This is a genomic window from Agrobacterium rubi TR3 = NBRC 13261 (assembly GCF_000739935.1).
GTDB lineage: Bacteria > Pseudomonadota > Alphaproteobacteria > Rhizobiales > Rhizobiaceae > Agrobacterium > Agrobacterium rubi.
Genome location: NZ_BBJU01000002.1, coordinates 146,240 through 164,507, shown reverse-complemented (window position 1 = coordinate 164,507; position 18,268 = coordinate 146,240). Strand labels below are relative to the sequence as shown.

Sequence of the window (18,268 nt, the reverse complement as noted above, 5' to 3'; positions counted from 1 at the left end):
TTTCTGCGTTTCAAAACATGAAGCTCACTTCAGCTTGCCGACCATCTTCTTCAATGGCTCTTCGATGGAAGAGCGAATGTCGGCCCGTTCCAGCGCGAAAGCCAGGTTGGCGAGGATGAAGCCATCCTTGGCGCCGCAGTCGAAGGTTTCGCCGTTGAAGCGATAACCGGCAAATTCCTGGCTCTTGGCCAGCGCCAGCATGCCGTCCGTCAACTGTATCTCGTTGCCAGCACCGCGTTCCTGATTTTCAAGAATGTTGAAAATCTCAGGCTGCAGGATGTAGCGACCGTTGATGTAATAGTTGGACGGTGCCGTGCCCTTGGCAGGCTTTTCCACCATTTCGGTGATCTTGAAGCCTTCGCCCACGGTTTCGCCGACGCCGACGATGCCGTATTTGTGCGCCTGGTCCGGTTCGCATTCCTGAACCGCAATCACGTTGCCGCCGGTCTGGTCGTAGAGATCGACCATGCCCTTGAGGCAGCTTTTCTGCGAATGCATGATCATGTCGGGCAACAGAACCGCGAATGGCTCGTCGCCGACGATATCGCGAGCACACCAGACCGCGTGGCCAAGACCAAGCGGCACCTGCTGACGGGTGAAGCTGGCCGTGCCTGCCTTTGGCAGAATGTCGGCGAGCAAGGTCAACTCGGCATTCTTGTTGCGTTCGCGCAGCATCTGTTCCAGTTCGAACTGGATGTCGAAGTAGTCCTCGATCACGCCCTTGCCACGACCGGTCACGAACACGAAGTGCTCGATGCCCGCTTCGGCAGCTTCATCCACCACATATTGGATGACCGGCTTGTCGACCACGGTCAGCATTTCCTTTGGCACTGCCTTGGTTGCTGGCAGGAAACGCGTTCCAAGACCGGCCACCGGGAAAACTGCTTTCCGAATTTTTTTCTGTTCTACCACACATCCCTCCTAAGAGATTCATCAATGTCATTAAGCACGCACGACTTTGTTATCACGAAAGTGGCAAACTTTTGTAAAGGTGACGTTACCTTTGGTTAATGGTAAAGAATTTGTTGACTTTGAGTTGCTATTACATCGTTAAGCCCGATGCGTATCTCGCAATCGAACTGAAATTCGAGAGAAACGAAAGACTGCCGATGAAAAAGCTGATCCTTTCCCCCATCCGCAAATTTGGCTGCATCGCGTTTGCGGGTATCGCAATCGCGCTTGCGCCTGCACCAGCAAACGCCGACGCCGGCTTCCGCCAGTGGATCAACCAGTTCTACACCACAGCCGCCAAGGAAGGCATCAGCAAATCGACCTACCAGAAGGCATTTGCCGGTGTGACAGAGCCTGATCCGGATGCGCTGCGCAAGGCAACCTTCCAGCCGGAATTCACCACCAAGATCTGGGATTACGTCGATAGCCGCGTCAACCCTTACACGGTGCGCATCGGCCGCGAAATGAAGATGAAGCATGCCACGACGCTCAACTGGATCGAGCGGAATTTTAAGGTGGACAAGCACATCATCCTCGCCATCTGGTCGATGGAATCCAACTACGGCGCCGTTCTGGAAAAGCCGGAACGCCTGCACAACATTCCCCAGGCCTTGGCGACGCTCGCCTATTCCGACCCGAAACGCGGCAAATTTGCCCGCAACCAGCTGATTGCCGCGCTGAAGATTCTTCAGGCCGGTGACGTGACACCCAAGCAGTTGACCGGTTCCTGGGCCGGTGCCATGGGCCACACGCAGTTCATTCCCACCAGCTATCTGCTCTATGCAGTTGATGCTGATGGCAACGGCAAGCGCGATATCTGGCACTCCATTCCCGATGCGCTGGCAACGGCTGCCAATCTCTTGGCCAAGAACGGCTGGGAGCCGGGCCGCACCTGGGGCTATGAGACAGTCGTTCCAAATGGTGGCGGACGCTATGAAGGCCAGACGAAGAGCATGGCCGAGTGGCAAAAGCTCGGTTTCGCTCGCCCCAGTGGCAAAGGTTTTCCCCGTGGTGCCGACCGCGCCATGCTGAAGATGCAGGGCGGCGCAAACGGCCCCGGCTTCCTGATGACGAAAAACTTCTTCGCCATCAAGCGCTACAACGCGTCCGACAGCTACGCGCTGGCCGTGGGCCTCTTGGCAGACGAGATTGCCGGCACCGGTGGCATGCAGCAACGCTGGCCACGCCCGGACAACACGCTGGACGTCAAGGAAAAGTTCGAATTGCAGTCGCGCATGAAGGAGCTCGGCTATTATGACGGCGAGGTCGATGGCAATTTCGGCTCCGGTTCCAAGGCCGCCATCAGCGCCATCCAGAAACGCATGGGCATGGAAAATGACGGCGAGCCATCGCGCCTGCTGCTGCGCGCCCTGCGCAATTGACAGACGCCTGCGGCAGAACCAGAATTAGAAAAACAATAAGAACCGTCCGGGAGGTTCATCTGTGGTGATAAGAAGCACAGGCGATTTAACAGGCAAAACGCGGCGCACCTGCGTCGCGTTTCTGGCGCTTGTCATCTCCCTCCCCGTCACATCACACGACGTTTACGCCCAGGAAATGCGTGAACGCCGCACACTGTTCGACATGATGTTCGGTTCACCCAACCGGCGCGATGACCGCATATATGCACCCGACCCGGACCAGCCGCGAATGCGCCGAGCGCCGCCACGCGACAACCGCGCCGTGACGCGACCCGCAGCACCGCGCAAGACACCGTCCGTGGTGCAGATGCGCACCGAAAAGCCAGCACCGGTGGCCAAGCTTGAAAACGCTCAACGCGTTCTGGTGATCGGTGACTTCCTGGCTGGCAATATGGGCGAAGCACTAGTTTCGACGTTCCAGAGCTCCCCGGCAATCACCATCGATGTCCGCTCCAACGGGTCATCGGGCCTCGTTCGCAACGATTATTACGACTGGTTTGCCAATCTTCCGCAGTTCCTGAAGGAAACAAACCCGGCCACCATCGTCATCATGATGGGCTCCAACGACCGCCAGCAGATGGTGATCGGCGACACCAAGGAAAAATACGGAACGGACCTGTGGTTCAAGGAATATGAGCGCCGTATCGATGCCTTGATCACGCTGGCCAAACGCCAGCAAGTGCCGGTCATGTGGGTCGGCCTGCCCGCCTTCCAGTCCCCGTCGCTGACAGCCGATTTCGTCGGCTTCAACCGCCTTTACCGCAGCCACATCGAAAAGGCAGGCGGCGAGTTCGTGGATGTCTGGGACGGCTTCGTCGATGAAGCCGGCAAATTCGTGACGACAGGCTACGACGTCAATGGCCAGCAGGCCCGCCTGCGCGAAGCCGACGGCATCGGCATGACACAAGCGGGCAAGCAGAAGCTTGCCTTCTACGTCGAAAAATTCGTACGCCGCCATCTGGATGGCGCAAGTCCGGACCTGACGACGCTTGACGGCAGCAACCTGCCAGCGCTGACCTCGCTCCCAGCACTCGGCATCGACGCCCAACAGGTCCGCACCCAGCCCATCAGCCTCACCGACCCCGACCTCGACGGCGGCGATGTGCTCCTAGGCGACAAACCCGTCACCAAATTCTCCGTCGTCCCCTCACCCAGGGAACGGCTGACGAAACAAGGCCTGATGGGCGATGCACCCTTGGGCCGCGTGGATGATTACCGCATGCCGGCACCTGCGGAAACGGCGGCGAAGTAAAGGCTGACCGTCATACGATTTCGAGGTCGCGTTGCTTCCAGCAATCAGGCCATATCTCCGCAGCGTTGGCATGATTGACAACATTATGCACTGGCTGCATAATGTTGTCATGAAAGCTGAAAAGCTGATGCATGAAAAGCGTGTTCTGCGGGATGGCGCGATTGTGGAGATGGTGATCTGGAAATTGCCGGAGCCTGTTCCCGCAAGCGGTCACCTGTTCAAATACCGCCTGTTTTTCGGTCGGAACGGCCAGAGGATTGTCGGCTTCGACAATGAACGAGGCAAAGGCGATCATTGCCATATCGATGGCAAGGAGCAGCCCTACACATTCATCAGCATCGATCAACTCAAGAATGACTTTCTCGCCGAAGTCACACGGAGATTGAAGCCATGAAACGTGCGGTTATACAGATCAGACAGGACGAAGACGAGCTTTCGGCCATCGCTGCTATGGGCGAGCGCTTCGCGTCCACTTGGAAGAGCGGTGAGCCGCAGGACCCAGCGTCGGTACTAACCTTCAGCTCCCCTGCCCAGCTTTTTACCGTCATTACCCCGAAACGCTGGGCGCTGATCGAACATCTACAAACCATCGGACCCTCCACGATTCGCGGCTTGTCCCGCTCGTTGGAACGGGATGTGAAACGCGTCCATGACGATGTGCAGGCCTTGATGGATTGGGGCATCATCGACAAGGACGAGCACAGCAAGGTCTTCGTGCCATTTGACGAAATTGAAGCGGATTTCGTCCTCAAGGCCTCGGCGGCGGCATAACATACGTTCGTTTAGGTGACTTGGAGGACGAGCAGATCACCCCGCCGCCAGGATTTCCTCGCGCTCCGCCCGTGACCGCGCGATGCGTTTGCGCGCCTCGGTGACGACGTCTGGTGAGGCCTGTGGCGGCGTTCCCGCGTGAAAGGGTGGCGCCGGTGCGTATTCCAAGCACAGTTGAACGACCTCTGCTTCGTGTTGGCCGAACAGTTCCGCAATCACTCTCAGGCCGAAATCGATGCCGGATGTCACCCCGCCAGCGGTGATGATATTGCCGTCTCGCACCACGCGTTCATGCACGGGTGTCGCACCAAACCGGGGCAGGAAATCCATGGCGTTCCAGTGCGTTGCGGCTTTCTTGCCGGTGAGAAGCCCGGCAGCGCCCAGAACAAGCGATCCCGTGCAGACGGATGTGATGTAGCGCGCGCCCTTGGCCTGTTTGCGGATGAATTGCAGCACGACCTCATCGGTCAAAAGCGCATTGATGCCACCACCGCCCGGCACGCACAGAACATCGAATTGCGGACAATCATCGAACGTCATTGTCGGGGTGAAGCCCAGTCCCGTAACGGATGTCACGGGGTCGCGGTTTTTCCAGACCAGATCAACCTGGGTATCAGTTGCAGAGGCAAAAACCTCATAGGGACCCGTCAGGTCCAGCTGCTGCACGTTGGGAAACACCAGAAGTCCGAAGCGCACTGTCATTGTCACTCTCCTGCTTGACTGCACGCAGAATAACAGATCATCCTTTGGCCCTAATGCCATTCACCCCACGGTTTCAGCCAAAATGTCGCGTCTGATCGAAATTCTGAGTTATCCCGATGTGCAGCTGCTCGATGTCGCTGGACCCTTGCAAGTGTTCGCCACAGCAAACGATCAGCGTCGTGCCATGGGCGTGGCACCCGCTTACGCCCCCGTGGTTGTCGGCATGGGTGGAGAAGTCCTGACTTCCTCCGGCCTCGGCATCAATGTGCAGCCGCTTGACCACGAAGCGCCTCGCCCCGACACGCTGATCATTCCGGGTGGCTGGGGTGTGTATGACGCCTGCGAGGACGCGCAGCTGCTGGCGTGGATCAAGGCGCGGTCGGCAGTGGCAAGACGCACCGCATCCGTTTGCAGCGGCGCATTCCTTCTGGCAACCGTTGGTCTTCTCGATGGCAAGCGGGCTGTTACACACTGGCAGCGATGCCAGGAATTCAAGGAACGGTTTCCACTGGTGCGGCTGGACCCGGACCCGATTTTCATTCGCGATGGCGACATCTGGACATCGGCAGGTGTCACGGCAGGCATCGACCTCGCTCTGGCCTTCGTGGAGGCCGATCTTGGCCATCAGGCCGCACTCGCGGTCGCGCGCCAACTCGTGGTTTTCCTCAAGCGTCCAGGCGGCCAATCGCAGTTCAGCACGGCGCTGACCTTGCAGGACAATGCCGGGCGCTTCGAACAGCTGCATGCCTGGATGATGGAAAATCTGCACAGGCCGCTGACGCTGCCCGATCTCGCACACCAGTGCGCCATGAGCGTCCGCAGCTTCTCACGCCACTATCGGCAGGCCACCGGCCAAACGCCGGTACAAGCCATCGAAAACCTGCGTCTTGAAACCGCAAGACGTCTGCTTGAACAGGGCACGTCGGTGACCGGCACCGCCAAACGTTGCGGTTTTGGTGCGGAAGAGACCATGCGCCGCGCTTTTCAGCGCCGCTTTTCCGTCAGCCCACGCGCTTATCGCGAGCGTTTTCTGGCATAGAGGCTTCTACCAATAAAAAACCTCCGAAGGCGCAAACCCCCGGAGGTTCAAATTTTTCAATCGCAATGCCTCAGCTCGGCAAAAGCGTCTCACCCATCAATGCCTCATCAATGGCCCGCGCCGCTTGGCGACCTTCGCGGATGGCCCAGACAACGAGGGACTGGCCACGGCGAACGTCGCCTGCAACCCACATCTTGTCGACCGAGGTCTTGTAGTCCTTGTCGTTGGCAACGACGTTGGTGGAGCCGCGGCGGTCGGTGTTGAGCGTCAGCTTGCCGTCCATCTCTTTCAGAACGCTATCGGTAGCGGGGCCGGAGAAGCCGATGGCGATGAAGGCGAGATCGGCCTTGATGATGAATTCCGTGCCCGCGATGGGCTTGCGGCGCTCGTCCACCTGGCAGCACTTCACGCCGGTCAGCACGCCGTCTTCGTCACCGACGAATTCGAGCGTTGCGACCTGAAATTCGCGGGCGGCACCTTCGGCCTGCGAAGAAGACGTGCGCATCTTGGTGGCCCAGTAAGGCCAGACGGCGAGCTTGTCTTCCTTCTCCGGCGGCATCGGGCGAATGTCGAGCTGCGTGACCTTCACTGCACCCTGACGGAACGCCGTGCCGACGCAGTCCGACGCTGTATCACCACCGCCGACGACCACGACATGCTTGCCACCGGCAAGGATCGGATCGGAAGGCCAGCCAACGCTGTCGATGCTTTCGCGACCGACGCGGCGGTTCTGTTGCACGAGATACGGCATCGCATCATGAACGCCGTGGAATTCCGTGCCACCGATACCGGCAGGTCGTGGTGTTTCCGAACCACCGCAATAGAGCACGGCATCGTGTTCGGCGAGTAGCGTTTCGACGGTCATATCGACACCGACATTGACGCCGTAATGGAAGGTCACGCCCTCGCCCTTGATCTGCTCGACCCGGCGATCGATGAAGTTCTTCTCCATCTTGAAGTCGGGAATGCCGTAGCGCAGCAAGCCACCCGCTTTGGATTCGCGCTCATAGACATGCACATCGTGACCCGCACGCCCCAACTGCTGGGCCGCCGCCAGACCGGCCGGACCGGAACCGATGATGGCGACCTTCTTGCCGGTGTGAACCGTTGCAGGCTTCGGCACGATGAAACCGAGTTCATAAGCCTTGTCCGCAATCGCCTGCTCGACCGTCTTGATCGCCACCGGCGCATCTTCGAGGTTCAGCGTGCAGGCTTCCTCGCATGGGGCGGGACAGACACGGCCGGTGAACTCAGGGAAATTGTTGGTGGAATGGAGGTTGCGGATCGCCTCTTCCCAGTTGTTGTTATAGACCAGATCGTTCCAGTCGGGGATCTGGTTATGAACCGGGCAGCCGGTCGGGCCATGGCAATAGGGAATGCCACAGTCCATGCAGCGCGCCGCCTGCTTCTGCACTTCCGGGTCCGACATGGGAATGGTGAATTCCCGGAAATGGCGAATACGATCCGACGCCGGCTGATACTTGCCAACCTGACGATCTATTTCCAGAAAACCTGTAACCTTGCCCATGTTTATGTCCTCATACCTAATTACAGAGCCAAAGCCCCCAATACCAGTAGGCGAAACCCAAACCGCCCCCAGCACTATGAACTCAATCCACTCAACTCACTCGGGAGTTTCAAGCTTGTCTGGCCAAGTTCCATTTTCCCATTCTACGAATGGATTGAACCTGTCCGACATTGCTTCTCGTGCCGCCTTTTCCGCGGGATAGATGGTAATCACTCCATCCCTCTCTTGTCGAACGATGATCTTTTCTCCTGAAAGAAAGAAGTCGTCTGGTATTTCCACGAGACGACTGCCGCCTTTTCTGATGATTTTGATTTCGTACTCTTTTGCTATCGGCCCCATCAGCGCCTCCATGTTTGAAGTAAACCCACAACATAAGGCGCTGATATTTTAACTCACTCCGCAGCTACACCCATCTTCATCCGTTCCATGTCCTCAAGCGCGCGGCGGTATTCGACCGGCATGACCTTGCGGAATTTCGGGCGGAACTCGCTCCAGCGGTCGAGGATGTCCTTGGCGCGGTTGGAGTTGGTGTAATGGAAGTGGTTGGAGATCATCTGGTATAGGCGCTCCTCGTCATGGCGGGTCATGTCCTCGGAAACGTCCACACGTCCCTTGTGCATGAGGTCGCCGCCGTGATGGTGCAGTTTCTCCAGCATGTCGTCTTCTTCCGGCACCGGCTCCAGCTCGACCATGGCCATGTTGCAGCGCTTGGCGAAGTCGCCCTGCTCATCCAACACATAGGCCACGCCGCCGGACATGCCGGCTGCGAAGTTGCGGCCGGTTTCACCCAGGACCACGACGATGCCGCCCGTCATATATTCGCAGCCATGGTCACCCACGCCTTCGACAACGGCGATGGCGCCAGAGTTGCGAACGGCGAAACGTTCACCTGCCACACCACGGAAATAGCACTCGCCGGTGATCGCACCATAGAGAACCGTGTTGCCGACGATGATCGAGTTTTCCGCCACGATGCGGGCATTTTCAGGCGGACGCACGATAATGCGGCCACCCGAGAGACCCTTGCCGACATAGTCGTTGCCGTCACCCACCAGATCGAATGTGATGCCGCGTGCCAGGAACGCGCCGAAGGACTGGCCCGCCGTGCCGCGCAGCAGCACATGAATGGTGTCATCCTTCAGGCCCTTATGGCCCCAACGCTTGGCAAGCGCGCCCGAAAGCATGGCACCGGCTGAGCGGTCGACATTCTTGATCGGCACTTCGAAGACCACAGGCTCGCGGTTTTCGAGAGACGGCATCGACTTCTCGATCAGCTTGCGGTCGAGAATATCGTCAATCGGGTGCTTCTGGCGCTCGGTCCAGTAGGTCGCTTCCTTCGGCGCATCGACCTTGTGGAAGATGCGGCTGAAGTCGAGTCCCTTGGCCTTCCAGTGGGCCAGCATCTCATCCTTTTCGAGCAGTTCGGAAGCGCCGATGATCTCATCCAGCTTGGACACGCCCAGCGAGGCGAGGATTTCGCGCACTTCTTCGGCGACGAAGAAGAAGTAGTTGATGACGTGTTCTGGTGCACCCTTGAAGCGCTTGCGCAGAACCGGGTCCTGCGTGGCAACGCCCACGGGGCAGGTGTTGAGATGGCACTTGCGCATCATGATGCAGCCAGCCGCAATCAACGGAGCCGTCGCGAAACCGAATTCATCGGCTCCCAGCAATGCGCCGATGATGACATCGCGGCCCGTCTTCAGGCCGCCATCCACCTGAAGCGCGATGCGCGAACGCAGGCCGTTCATGACAAGCGTCTGCTGCGTCTCGGCAAGGCCGATTTCCCATGGGGAACCGGCATGCTTGAGCGAGGTGAGCGGAGAGGCACCTGTACCACCGTCAAAACCGGAGACGGTGATGTGGTCCGCACGCGCCTTGGCAACACCGGCGGCAACCGTGCCGACGCCGACTTCAGAGACGAGCTTGACGGAAACATCGGCTTCCGGGTTGACGTTCTTCAGGTCGTAGATCAGCTGCGCCAGATCTTCGATGGAGTAGATATCATGGTGCGGCGGTGGCGAAATGAGGCCGACGCCCGGTGTGGAGTGGCGGGTCTTGGCAACCGTTGCATCCACCTTGTGACCAGGCAACTGACCGCCTTCTCCGGGCTTGGCCCCCTGCGCGACCTTGATCTGCAGCATATCGGCATTGACGAGATATTCCGTCGTCACACCGAAACGACCGGAGGCGATCTGCTTGATGGCGGAACGTTCCGGGTTCGGATTGCCGTTGAGCAGCGGCAAATAACGGTCGGATTCTTCGCCGCCCTCGCCCGTGTTCGACTTTCCGCCGATGCGGTTCATGGCAATGGCGAGTGTCGTGTGTGCTTCGCGGCTGATGGAGCCGAAGGACATGGCACCGGTGGAGAAGCGCTTGACGATATCGACGGCAGGCTCGACCTCATCGACCGAGATCGGCTTGCGACCAAGCGCTTCGGCACCCTTGAGTTTGAACAGGCCGCGAATGGTGTTCATGCGCAGGTTCGTGTCGTTCACCATCTCCGCGAATTCGCGGTAGCGCTCCTGGCTGTTGCCGCGCACGGCGTGCTGCAAGGTGGCAACCGCATCCGGGCTCCAGGCATGGCTTTCGCCGCGCATGCGGTAGGCATATTCGCCACCGATATCCAGCGTGCTGGCGAGGATAGGGTCCTTGCCGAAGGCGTCTGTGTGACGCGATACGGTTTCCTGGGCAATTTCCGTCAGGCCAACGCCTTCGATTTGCGTGGCGGTGCCGAAGAAATATTGCTCGATGAACTCCGAGGACAGACCGACGGCGTCGAAGATTTGCGCGCCGCAATAGGATTGATAAGTGGAAATGCCCATCTTGGACATGACCTTGAGAATGCCCTTACCCACAGCCTTGATGTAGCGATAAACCACTTCGTCGTCGGACACTTCCTTGGGGAACGCGCCGTGCTTGTGCATGTCCAGAAGCGTATCGAAGGCGAGGTACGGGTTGATGGCTTCGGCACCATAACCGGCCAACAGGCAGAAGTGGTGCACTTCGCGCGGCTCGCCGGTTTCGACCACGAGGCCGACCGATGTCCGCAGACCCTTGCGGATGAGGTGATGGTGGACGGCAGCGGTGGCCAGCAGCGCTGGGATGGCGATGCGGTCAGGCCCAAGCTGACGGTCAGACAAGACGATGATGTTGTAACCACCGCGCACGGCGGATTCCGCACGCTCGCAGAGACGGTCCAGCATTTCAGGCATGCCTTCGGCGCCACGCTCCACATCATAGGTGAAGTCCAGCGTCTTGGTATCGAAACGGTCTTCCGTGTGGCCGATGGAGCGGATCTTTTCCAGATCGCCATTGGTCAGGATCGGCTGGCGCACTTCCAGACGCTTGGCGCGGGCTGCACCTTCGTGATCTAGAATGTTCGGGCGCGGGCCGATGAAGGAGACGAGGCTCATCACCAGTTCTTCGCGGATCGGGTCGATCGGCGGATTGGTGACCTGCGCGAAGTTCTGCTTGAAATAGGTATAAAGCAGCTTGGACTTGGACGACATGGCCGAAATCGGCGTGTCGGTGCCCATGGAGCCGATGGCTTCCTGACCAGTGGTGGCCATGGGCGACATCAAAAGCTTGGTGTCTTCGCTGGTGTAACCAAAGGCCTGCTGGCGGTCGAGCAACGACACGTCGCGGCGCAAAGCGCGTGGCTCGACAGGCTTCAGGTCTTCGAGGATCAGCTGGGTACGATCCAGCCATGTGCGGTACGGATGCTTGGTGGCGAGTTCGCGCTTCACGTCCTCATCGGAAATGATTGCGCCCTTTTCCATGTCGATCAGCAGCATCTTGCCCGGCTGCAAACGCCACTTCTTGATGATGCGCTCTTCTGGCACCGGCAATGTGCCAGCTTCGGATGCCATGATGATGCGGTCGTCATCGGTGACGAGATAACGGGCCGGACGCAGACCGTTGCGGTCGAGCGTCGCGCCGATCTGCTTGCCATCGGTAAAGGCAACGGCAGCCGGGCCATCCCATGGCTCCATCAGCGCTGCATGGTATTCGTAGAATGCTTTGCGCTCCGGCGACATGGACTGGTTGCCAGCCCATGCCTCGGGGATCAGCATCATCACGGCATGCGCCATGGAGTAACCGCCACGCACGAGGAATTCGAGCGCGTTGTCGAAGCAGGCGGTGTCCGACTGTCCCTCGTAGGAAATCGGCCAGAGCTTGGAAATGTCGTCGCCAAACAGCGGTGAGGCAACGGATGCCTGACGCGCCGCCATCCAGTTGACGTTGCCGCGCAGCGTGTTGATTTCGCCGTTATGGGCAACCATGCGGTAGGGGTGCGCCAGCTTCCAGGATGGGAAAGTGTTGGTCGAGAAACGCTGGTGAACGAGCGCGACGGCGCTTTCAAAACGCGGATCAGCCAAGTCCTTATAATAGGCCCCGACTTGGTAGGCCAGGAACATGCCCTTGTAGACGATGGTCGAGGAGGACAGCGAAACGGGATAGAAATCCTGCGCTTCCTTGCCGCCGCCCGCGTCGTAAATGGTGTTGGAAATGACCTTGCGGATCAGAAACAGTTGACGCTCGAAATCGGCATTGGTAGCCGCATCGCGACCAGCACCGATGAAGACCTGCACATGGTGCGGCTCGGTTGCAGCGATATCGGGCGCTTCCGACAGAGAGGAGTTGTCGACTGGCACATCACGGAAGCCGAGGAATTGCTGTCCCGCATCGGCAACAACGTCGATGATGACCTTCTTGTAGTGCTCGATCTGGTCTGCATCGCGCGACATGAAGATGTGGCCGACGGCATATTCGCCAGCCTTCGGCAGCGTCACGCCCTGAAGCGCCATTTCCTCACGGAAAAACTTGTCGGGGATTTGCACCAGAATGCCCGCGCCATCGCCCATCAATGGATCGGCACCGACAGCACCACGGTGGGTCAGGTTTTCGAGAATGAACAGACCATCCTTGACGATCTGGTGCGACTTCTGGCCCTTCATATGCGCCACGAAGCCGACGCCGCAGGCATCATGCTCGTTGCGCGGATCATAAAGACCCTGCTTTGGAGGCAGACCACCAATCGTCGCGCGCACGGCAGCCTTAGGCTGGGCGCTCGTCGGACAGTCATTGGTCAACATCGCCGCGGCGTTTTCGCCTTCCAGCTTGATCGTCATTTTTCGTCCCTCCTGCAACAGGTTGCATGGCTTCACGCAGAGAGGCGGATGCTCGACCTCTTCACCGTTTCCGGATAGTGGTTTCGCGTCCGCTTGTCAATTTAGGACAGCATTGCTGTCTTAATTCTGGTTGGATTTTGACAGAAACGACCGTACTCTGCAAGTCCACCTCAACATTTTATAAACGTACAAAATGACGCTAAATGTCTCGGTTGCGAATCTTCGCGCAATTTTCTTCCGGCAAAACCACGAAATCGTTGCTTTCATTGCCGGATTTGCGTTCCCGAAGATAAGGCCATAAAACGACAATCGTTTGGCAGACCAGCCACTCCCGCCATCGTCAACTCATCGAAAGTGCAGACCCATGTTTTTTGCTTCCGACAACTGGGCAGGCGCCCACCCCGCGATCAATGAGCGGCTGATGAAAGAATCCACCCGCTTTGCCGCCGCCTACGGCACGAGCGAACTGGACCGCGCCATCGAGAAGCGCTTCAACGAGATTTTCGAGCGCGAAGTCGCCGTATTCTTCGTCGGCACCGGCACCGCTGCCAATTCTCTGGCCATGGCCAGCGTCGCCCGCCCCGGCGGCATCGCCTTTTGCCATTCCGAAGCGCATGTCATCGAAGACGAATGCGGCGCGCCGGTCTACTTTTCCAACGCCTCGCGCCTGATGCCGGTCGCTGGACCCAACGGCAAGATGCTGCCAAAGAACCTCGAAGCCGCCATCGGCCGCTTCCCGCCCGGCTCCATCCATCAAGGCCAGCCGATGCTGGTGACGCTGACCCAGGCGACCGAACAGGGCACGGTTTACGAACTCGATGAAATCGACGCGATTTCGAAAATCGCCAAAAACGCTGGCGTCCCCTTGCATATGGACGGCGCGCGTTTCGGCAACGCCATGATGGCGCTGAACACGACGCCTGCCGAAATGACATGGAAACGCGGCGTTGATATTCTGTCCTTCGGCGCAACGAAAAACGGTTGCTGGTGCGCGGAAGCCATCGTCTACATGGATCCGAAAACGGCAGAAGACCTGCCCTTCATCCGCAAGCGCTCCGCCCAGCTCTTCTCCAAAACCCGCTTCATGGCCGCCCAATTCGATGCCTATTTCAAGGACGATCTGTGGCTTGAACTGGCCGCCCACGCCAACGCCATGGCGACGCGCCTGCGCGAAGGACTGTCGGCTTCCAACAGTGCACGCCTGGCCTGGCCAACGCAATCCAACGAGCTTTTCGTGGTGCTGAACAAGGACAAGGCCAAGGCTGCCAAAGAGGCCGGTGCCAGCTTCTACGACTGGCCCGTGCCACACGACATGCCGGAGCCTGTGGGCGAAAACGAACAGCTCATTCGGCTTGTGACCAGCTTTGCAACGCTGGAAAACGACGTGGATGATTTCTTGCGGATTTGTGGCGGGGCTTGAAGCGGAACGGAGCTGCCCCCTCACTTGCAATTTCTAACACTTGAGCAAAGCTCAAGATGTTGAAATTGCTTTCTCTCCCACAGGGGGAGAGATAACGCGAATGCCGCGCCGCTTGCTCTTTTACCTCTCCCCTTGTGGGAGAGGATAGAAAATCAAGAGCTTAGCAGAGCTAAGTCTTAGATTTTCTTGGTGAGGGGTACCGCCACGCGTTCAAGCAGCACTCCCCGGCACCATCCCCTTAGCCATCACCAGTTTCGACAGTGCCTCCACCAGTTCCGCATCCGCCCCCTTCCTCGGTTGGAGCACGAACTCCACATCTTCCAGTGCCGGAAGCGCGCCCTTCGGCAGTTCCCGCAATCCTGTTGGCGCCATACTGCGAGGCTGGACCAGAACGCCCATTCCGGCGCGGGCGGCGGCGGTTAGTCCGCTGAGGCTGCCGCAGGTGCAGACGATGCGCCAGGCGACACCGGCGCGGTCGAGCGCTTCCTGTGCTGCCTTGCGGGTGATGCTGGGTGGTGGAAAGGCGATGAGCGGCAAGGCGTTTTCGCGCGACAGAACGGCATCCGGGTCTTTTGCCAGCCAGACCAGAGGTTCGCGGTAGAAGAAGTGGCCGAGGTGGTCACCCAGGCGTCTTTTGGCCAGCACGACATCCAGCTCGCCATTGTCCTGCATTTCGTAAAGAGAGCCGCTGAGCGCTACCGTGAGTTCCAGATCGACCAGCGGGTAGAGCCGTGTAAATTCCTCTAGAATGACCGTCAGGCGGCTGGCGACGAAGTCTTCGGAGACGCCGAGTCGCAGGCGGCCACGCAGCCTGCTTTCACCGAACAAAGCCGCTACCTTGTTGTTGATATCCAGCATGTTGCGGGCGTAACCCAGCAACGCCTCGCCCTCCGGCGTCAGGCGAACCCGATGTGTATCACGCGCGATCAGGCGCTGCCCGAGAAAGGCTTCCAAGCGTTGGATATGCTGGCTGAGCGTCGATTGACCGATGCCCAACCGCTCGGCGGCATGGGTGAAACTCATGGTCTGCTCCAGCGTCACGAAGCTGGCGAGGTGTTGGAGATTGAGCATGGTTATCTCACATCATGATAACTGTTAGTTTTTGCATCTGATTTCATGATGAGGGATAATGCAGGTCAATTCAATGCAAAACCGGAAAAACGAAAGCACGCCGCCATGAGCCGCTTCCTGCCCGACCGCTTCACCATGATGCTGGTCGCAACCGTCATCATCGCTTCCTTCCTGCCCGTCAGCGGGCAAGCCGCCGAATACTTCGGCATCGCCACCAAATGCGCGATTGCCTTGCTGTTCTTTCTGCACGGCGTGAGATTGTCGCGGGATGTGGTGATCGCCGGTATCTTGCACTGGCGTCTGCATCTGGTCATTCTGTTTGTCACCTTCGGCCTGTTTCCGCTGATCGGCGTCGGCCTCGGCTACATCCCGCAGAGCATTCTGCCTGCGCCGCTCTATATGGGCGTCCTGTTTCTCTGCGTGCTGCCGTCCACCGTGCAATCCTCCATCGCCTTCACCTCCATGGCGGGCGGCAATGTTCCAGCGGCGATTTGTGCTGCATCGGCCTCGAATATATTCGGCATGTTTTTAACGCCGCTGCTCGTCGGCTTCCTGTTTACCGTGGGCGGCCATGGCGGCGGCTTTTCGCTCGAGGCTTTCGGGCAAATCTTCCTGCAATTGCTGGCGCCCTTTATTCTCGGCCAAATCCTGCAGCCCTGGATCGGCGACTGGATCAGAGCCCGCAAAAAGCTGCTGGCACCCGTCGACCGCGGCTCGATCCTGATGGTGGTCTATCTCGCCTTCAGTGAGGCTGTGATCGAAGGCATCTGGCACCAGTTTACCCTGCGTGACATCGGCGTCGTCATCGGCATCGACATGGCTCTGCTTGCCGTCGTTCTGTGCATCACCATGTTCGGCAGCCGTCTGCTTGGTTTCAAGAAGGAAGACGAGATCACCATCACCTTCTGCGGATCCAAGAAGAGCCTTGCCAGCGGCGTGCCCATGGCGGGTGCCATCTTTGCCGGCCAGAGCATCGGCGCGATCGTTCTGCCGCTGATGCTGTTTCACCAGATACAGTTGATGGCCTGCGCGGTGATTGCGCAGAGATATGCCACCAAGGCGAAGAAAATCGAATTGCAGAAAACCGCAGAAATTGCGCTTCCGCCGGAACAAACAAAAACGGCCCTGCAATGAGGGCCGTTTCGTCAGACTTCACGCAACAGGTTTAGTTGACCTGAGCGGGCGTCACCTGCGCTTCGATCTGCCGTGGCTCATCCGTCACGTCTGAAACAATCGCGATGCGACGTGGTTTCATGGCTTCGGGAATGTTGCGGAAGAGATCAATGTGCAGCAGGCCATTCTTCAGCGAAGCGTTCTGTACCTCGACGTGATCGGCAAGCTGGAAGCGGCGCTCGAAGGCGCGCTTGGCAATGCCGCGATAGAGGAAGTCGCCTTCGCTTTCTTTGGTCTCGTCAGCCTTTTCAGCCTTGACGGTCAGCACATTGGCGCGCGATTCGATGCTGAGTTCGTTCTCATCGAAACCGGCCACCGCCATGGTGATGCGGTAGGCGTTCTCGCCGGTGCGCTCTATGTTGTAGGGCGGGTAGGCTTGCGCCTGTTCCGGCTGGCCAAGGCCATCGAGCATGGAGAAAAGGCGGTCGAAACCGACCGTGGAGCGGTAAAGCGGGGAAAAATCAACGTGACGCATGGTGTCCTCCTGTGAGCGACTGTTTGCGATTAAGGTCCTCACCCCTGATGGCGATGAGTGACCGGATACGGCCCCGTTCTGGCGACCGTGACAAAGAGATGGGAAGGCGTTTGGGCAAGTTCAAGAGTTTTCGCAAACCGGAATGCGCCTGAATGCCAACTGAACGCACAGTTCTGAAATCGTTCAGTTTGCGCGCGCTATTCATCGGGACATCGGAGGCTATCTCCGGTGGCAGAAGGATAACGTCCCTTCTTCTTCTGTCATACTAGCCGGAACCGCGACTGCTAAGACCGACGGTTCCGGCGATTTTTCCTTTGACGTGCATCGGCGCGCCACTTATCCCGTTGCGAAACATCTCGTCAGTGCCAAGTCGGAAACACCATCCATGACCGAAGCCATATTACACGCGACCAAGGGCAACCCCGTGCCCGAGAACCACATCGCGGGCTATTTCACCGGTCATAAGAACAAGAAACTGCGCTACGCGATCTTTCGCTCCAGCCAGTCGGTGGCGCGTGGCACCATCGTTTTGCTGCATGGCCGCAATGAATGCATCGAGAAATATTTCGAGACGATCAACGATCTCACCGAGAAAGGCTTCTGGGTCGCGACCTTCGACACGCGCGGACAGGGCGGGTCGGAACGGCTGCTGAAGAAAGCCCATGCCGGCCATGTGCGGCGCTTTTCCGATTACCAGAAGGACATATCGCTGTTTCTGGAACAGGTCGTTTTGCCGGATACGCGCCTGCCCTTCTTCATGATTGCCCATTCCACCGGCGGGCTGGCAGCCCTTTCCATGGGACCGGCACTGTCGAACCGCATCGAGCGCATGGCGCTCAGCGCACCCTTCATTTCCTTGAGCGGACAATCCCTGCCGGCGTGGTTCATCCGGCTGGTGGCCACGAGCCTCAGTCTGATCGGGCTGGGTGGCGTGCAGCTCGGAAAAGACCAGCGCGAGCGCTCGTTTGAAGACAATCCGCTAACGTCAGATCCCGTCCGCTTTGCCCGCAATGCACAAATCGGCATCGAACACCCCGAACTCTTCGTCGGTGCGCCGACGGCACGCTGGCTGTTTGAGGTTTTGAAAACGATGCCTTGGGTCACGCGGCAGGATCATCTGACGAAGATCACCGTGCCGACGCTGCTCTTGGCACCCATGCGCGACACGATCTCGCCCTATGCGGGACAGGAAGAGCTATCGCGCAATTTCCGTGCGGCGCAACTGATCCCCGTCACCGGCGCACGGCACGAATTGTTTCTGGAGCGCGATGTCTATCGCAGTCAGGCTATGGCCGCGATCGATGCGTTTTTCGCACCGGAAGAGTGAACAGAA

15 protein-coding genes are annotated in these 18,268 nt (G+C 58.6%); 8 read left to right on the top strand and 7 right to left on the bottom strand.

Translation table 11 applies throughout. The features are described 5' to 3' along the window. Positions 1–24: 24 nt before the first annotated feature. Complete coding sequence (galU, locus tag RRU01S_RS01210; RefSeq protein ID WP_045228412.1) at positions 25–912, bottom strand: UTP--glucose-1-phosphate uridylyltransferase GalU; 888 nt, start codon at positions 910–912, stop codon at positions 25–27. A gap of 197 nt (positions 913–1,109) precedes the next feature. Between galU and RRU01S_RS01205 the strand changes: the two genes are divergently transcribed. From RRU01S_RS01205 to RRU01S_RS01190, 4 genes are all read left to right on the top strand, one after another. Beyond that, positions 1,110–2,333 (top strand): lytic murein transglycosylase, encoded by a 1,224-nt coding sequence (locus RRU01S_RS01205; RefSeq protein WP_045228441.1) that lies wholly within the window; start codon positions 1,110–1,112, stop codon positions 2,331–2,333. 121 nt (positions 2,334–2,454) lie between these two features. Further along, entirely contained in the window at positions 2,455–3,624 is a 1,170-nt protein-coding gene (locus tag RRU01S_RS01200; protein ID WP_234936047.1) for an SGNH/GDSL hydrolase family protein, read from the top strand. Positions 3,625–3,694: 70 nt separating this feature from the next. Beyond that, complete coding sequence (locus RRU01S_RS01195) at positions 3,695–4,018, top strand: toxin-antitoxin system TumE family protein (protein ID WP_412674262.1); 324 nt, start codon at positions 3,695–3,697, stop codon at positions 4,016–4,018. After that, positions 4,015–4,395 carry an HVO_A0114 family putative DNA-binding protein gene (locus RRU01S_RS01190; protein ID WP_045228410.1) on the top strand — a complete coding sequence of 127 codons (381 nt, stop codon included), beginning with the start codon at positions 4,015–4,017 and terminating at the stop codon, positions 4,393–4,395. Before RRU01S_RS01195 ends, RRU01S_RS01190 begins: the two co-directional genes overlap by 4 nt. A 36-nt stretch (positions 4,396–4,431) precedes the next feature. Here the strand turns inward: RRU01S_RS01190 and RRU01S_RS01185 are convergent, their stop codons facing one another. Then, entirely contained in the window at positions 4,432–5,097 is a 666-nt protein-coding gene (locus RRU01S_RS01185) for a DJ-1/PfpI family protein (RefSeq protein WP_045228409.1), read from the bottom strand. Between the two features lie 82 nt (positions 5,098–5,179). Here RRU01S_RS01185 and RRU01S_RS01180 point away from each other — a divergent pair, with 82 nt between their 5' ends. Continuing rightward, positions 5,180–6,136, top strand: coding sequence for a GlxA family transcriptional regulator (locus RRU01S_RS01180; RefSeq protein ID WP_045228408.1), 957 nt, complete (start codon positions 5,180–5,182; stop codon positions 6,134–6,136). A gap of 70 nt (positions 6,137–6,206) precedes the next feature. Here RRU01S_RS01180 and RRU01S_RS01175 read toward each other — a convergent pair whose 3' ends face one another. The 3 genes from RRU01S_RS01175 to gltB form a co-directional block, all read right to left on the bottom strand. Beyond that, positions 6,207–7,664: a glutamate synthase subunit beta gene (locus RRU01S_RS01175; RefSeq protein WP_045228407.1), complete on the bottom strand. Its 1,458-nt coding sequence runs from the start codon at positions 7,662–7,664 to the stop codon at positions 6,207–6,209. A 96-nt stretch (positions 7,665–7,760) separates the two neighbouring features. Beyond that, entirely contained in the window at positions 7,761–8,003 is a 243-nt protein-coding gene (locus RRU01S_RS01170) for an AbrB/MazE/SpoVT family DNA-binding domain-containing protein (RefSeq protein WP_111837578.1), read from the bottom strand. 53 nt (positions 8,004–8,056) lie between these two features. Continuing rightward, positions 8,057–12,796 carry a glutamate synthase large subunit gene (gene gltB / locus RRU01S_RS01165; RefSeq protein ID WP_045228405.1) on the bottom strand — a complete coding sequence of 1,580 codons (4,740 nt, stop codon included), beginning with the start codon at positions 12,794–12,796 and terminating at the stop codon, positions 8,057–8,059. Positions 12,797–13,160: 364 nt separating this feature from the next. Between gltB and RRU01S_RS01160 the strand changes: the two genes are divergently transcribed. Then, a complete protein-coding gene (locus RRU01S_RS01160) occupies positions 13,161–14,216 on the top strand; it encodes a threonine aldolase family protein (protein ID WP_045228404.1) in 1,056 nt (351 codons plus the stop codon). A gap of 210 nt (positions 14,217–14,426) precedes the next feature. On the opposite strand, the gene RRU01S_RS01155 is transcribed toward RRU01S_RS01160, so the two are convergent. After that, positions 14,427–15,287, bottom strand: coding sequence for a LysR substrate-binding domain-containing protein (locus RRU01S_RS01155; RefSeq protein WP_045228403.1), 861 nt, complete (start codon positions 15,285–15,287; stop codon positions 14,427–14,429). Between the two features lie 105 nt (positions 15,288–15,392). On the opposite strand from RRU01S_RS01155, the gene RRU01S_RS01150 reads away from it, so the two are divergent. Continuing rightward, entirely contained in the window at positions 15,393–16,421 is a 1,029-nt protein-coding gene (locus tag RRU01S_RS01150) for a bile acid:sodium symporter family protein (protein WP_045228439.1), read from the top strand. Positions 16,422–16,452: 31 nt separating this feature from the next. Here the strand turns inward: RRU01S_RS01150 and RRU01S_RS01145 are convergent, their stop codons facing one another. Next, on the bottom strand, positions 16,453–16,935 hold the full coding sequence (locus RRU01S_RS01145; RefSeq protein WP_045228402.1) for an Hsp20 family protein: 483 nt from the start codon (positions 16,933–16,935) through the stop codon (positions 16,453–16,455). A 385-nt stretch (positions 16,936–17,320) separates the two neighbouring features. Between RRU01S_RS01145 and RRU01S_RS01140 the strand changes: the two genes are divergently transcribed. Continuing rightward, a complete protein-coding gene (locus RRU01S_RS01140) occupies positions 17,321–18,262 on the top strand; it encodes an alpha/beta fold hydrolase (RefSeq protein WP_045228438.1) in 942 nt (313 codons plus the stop codon). Positions 18,263–18,268: the final 6 nt, after the last annotated feature.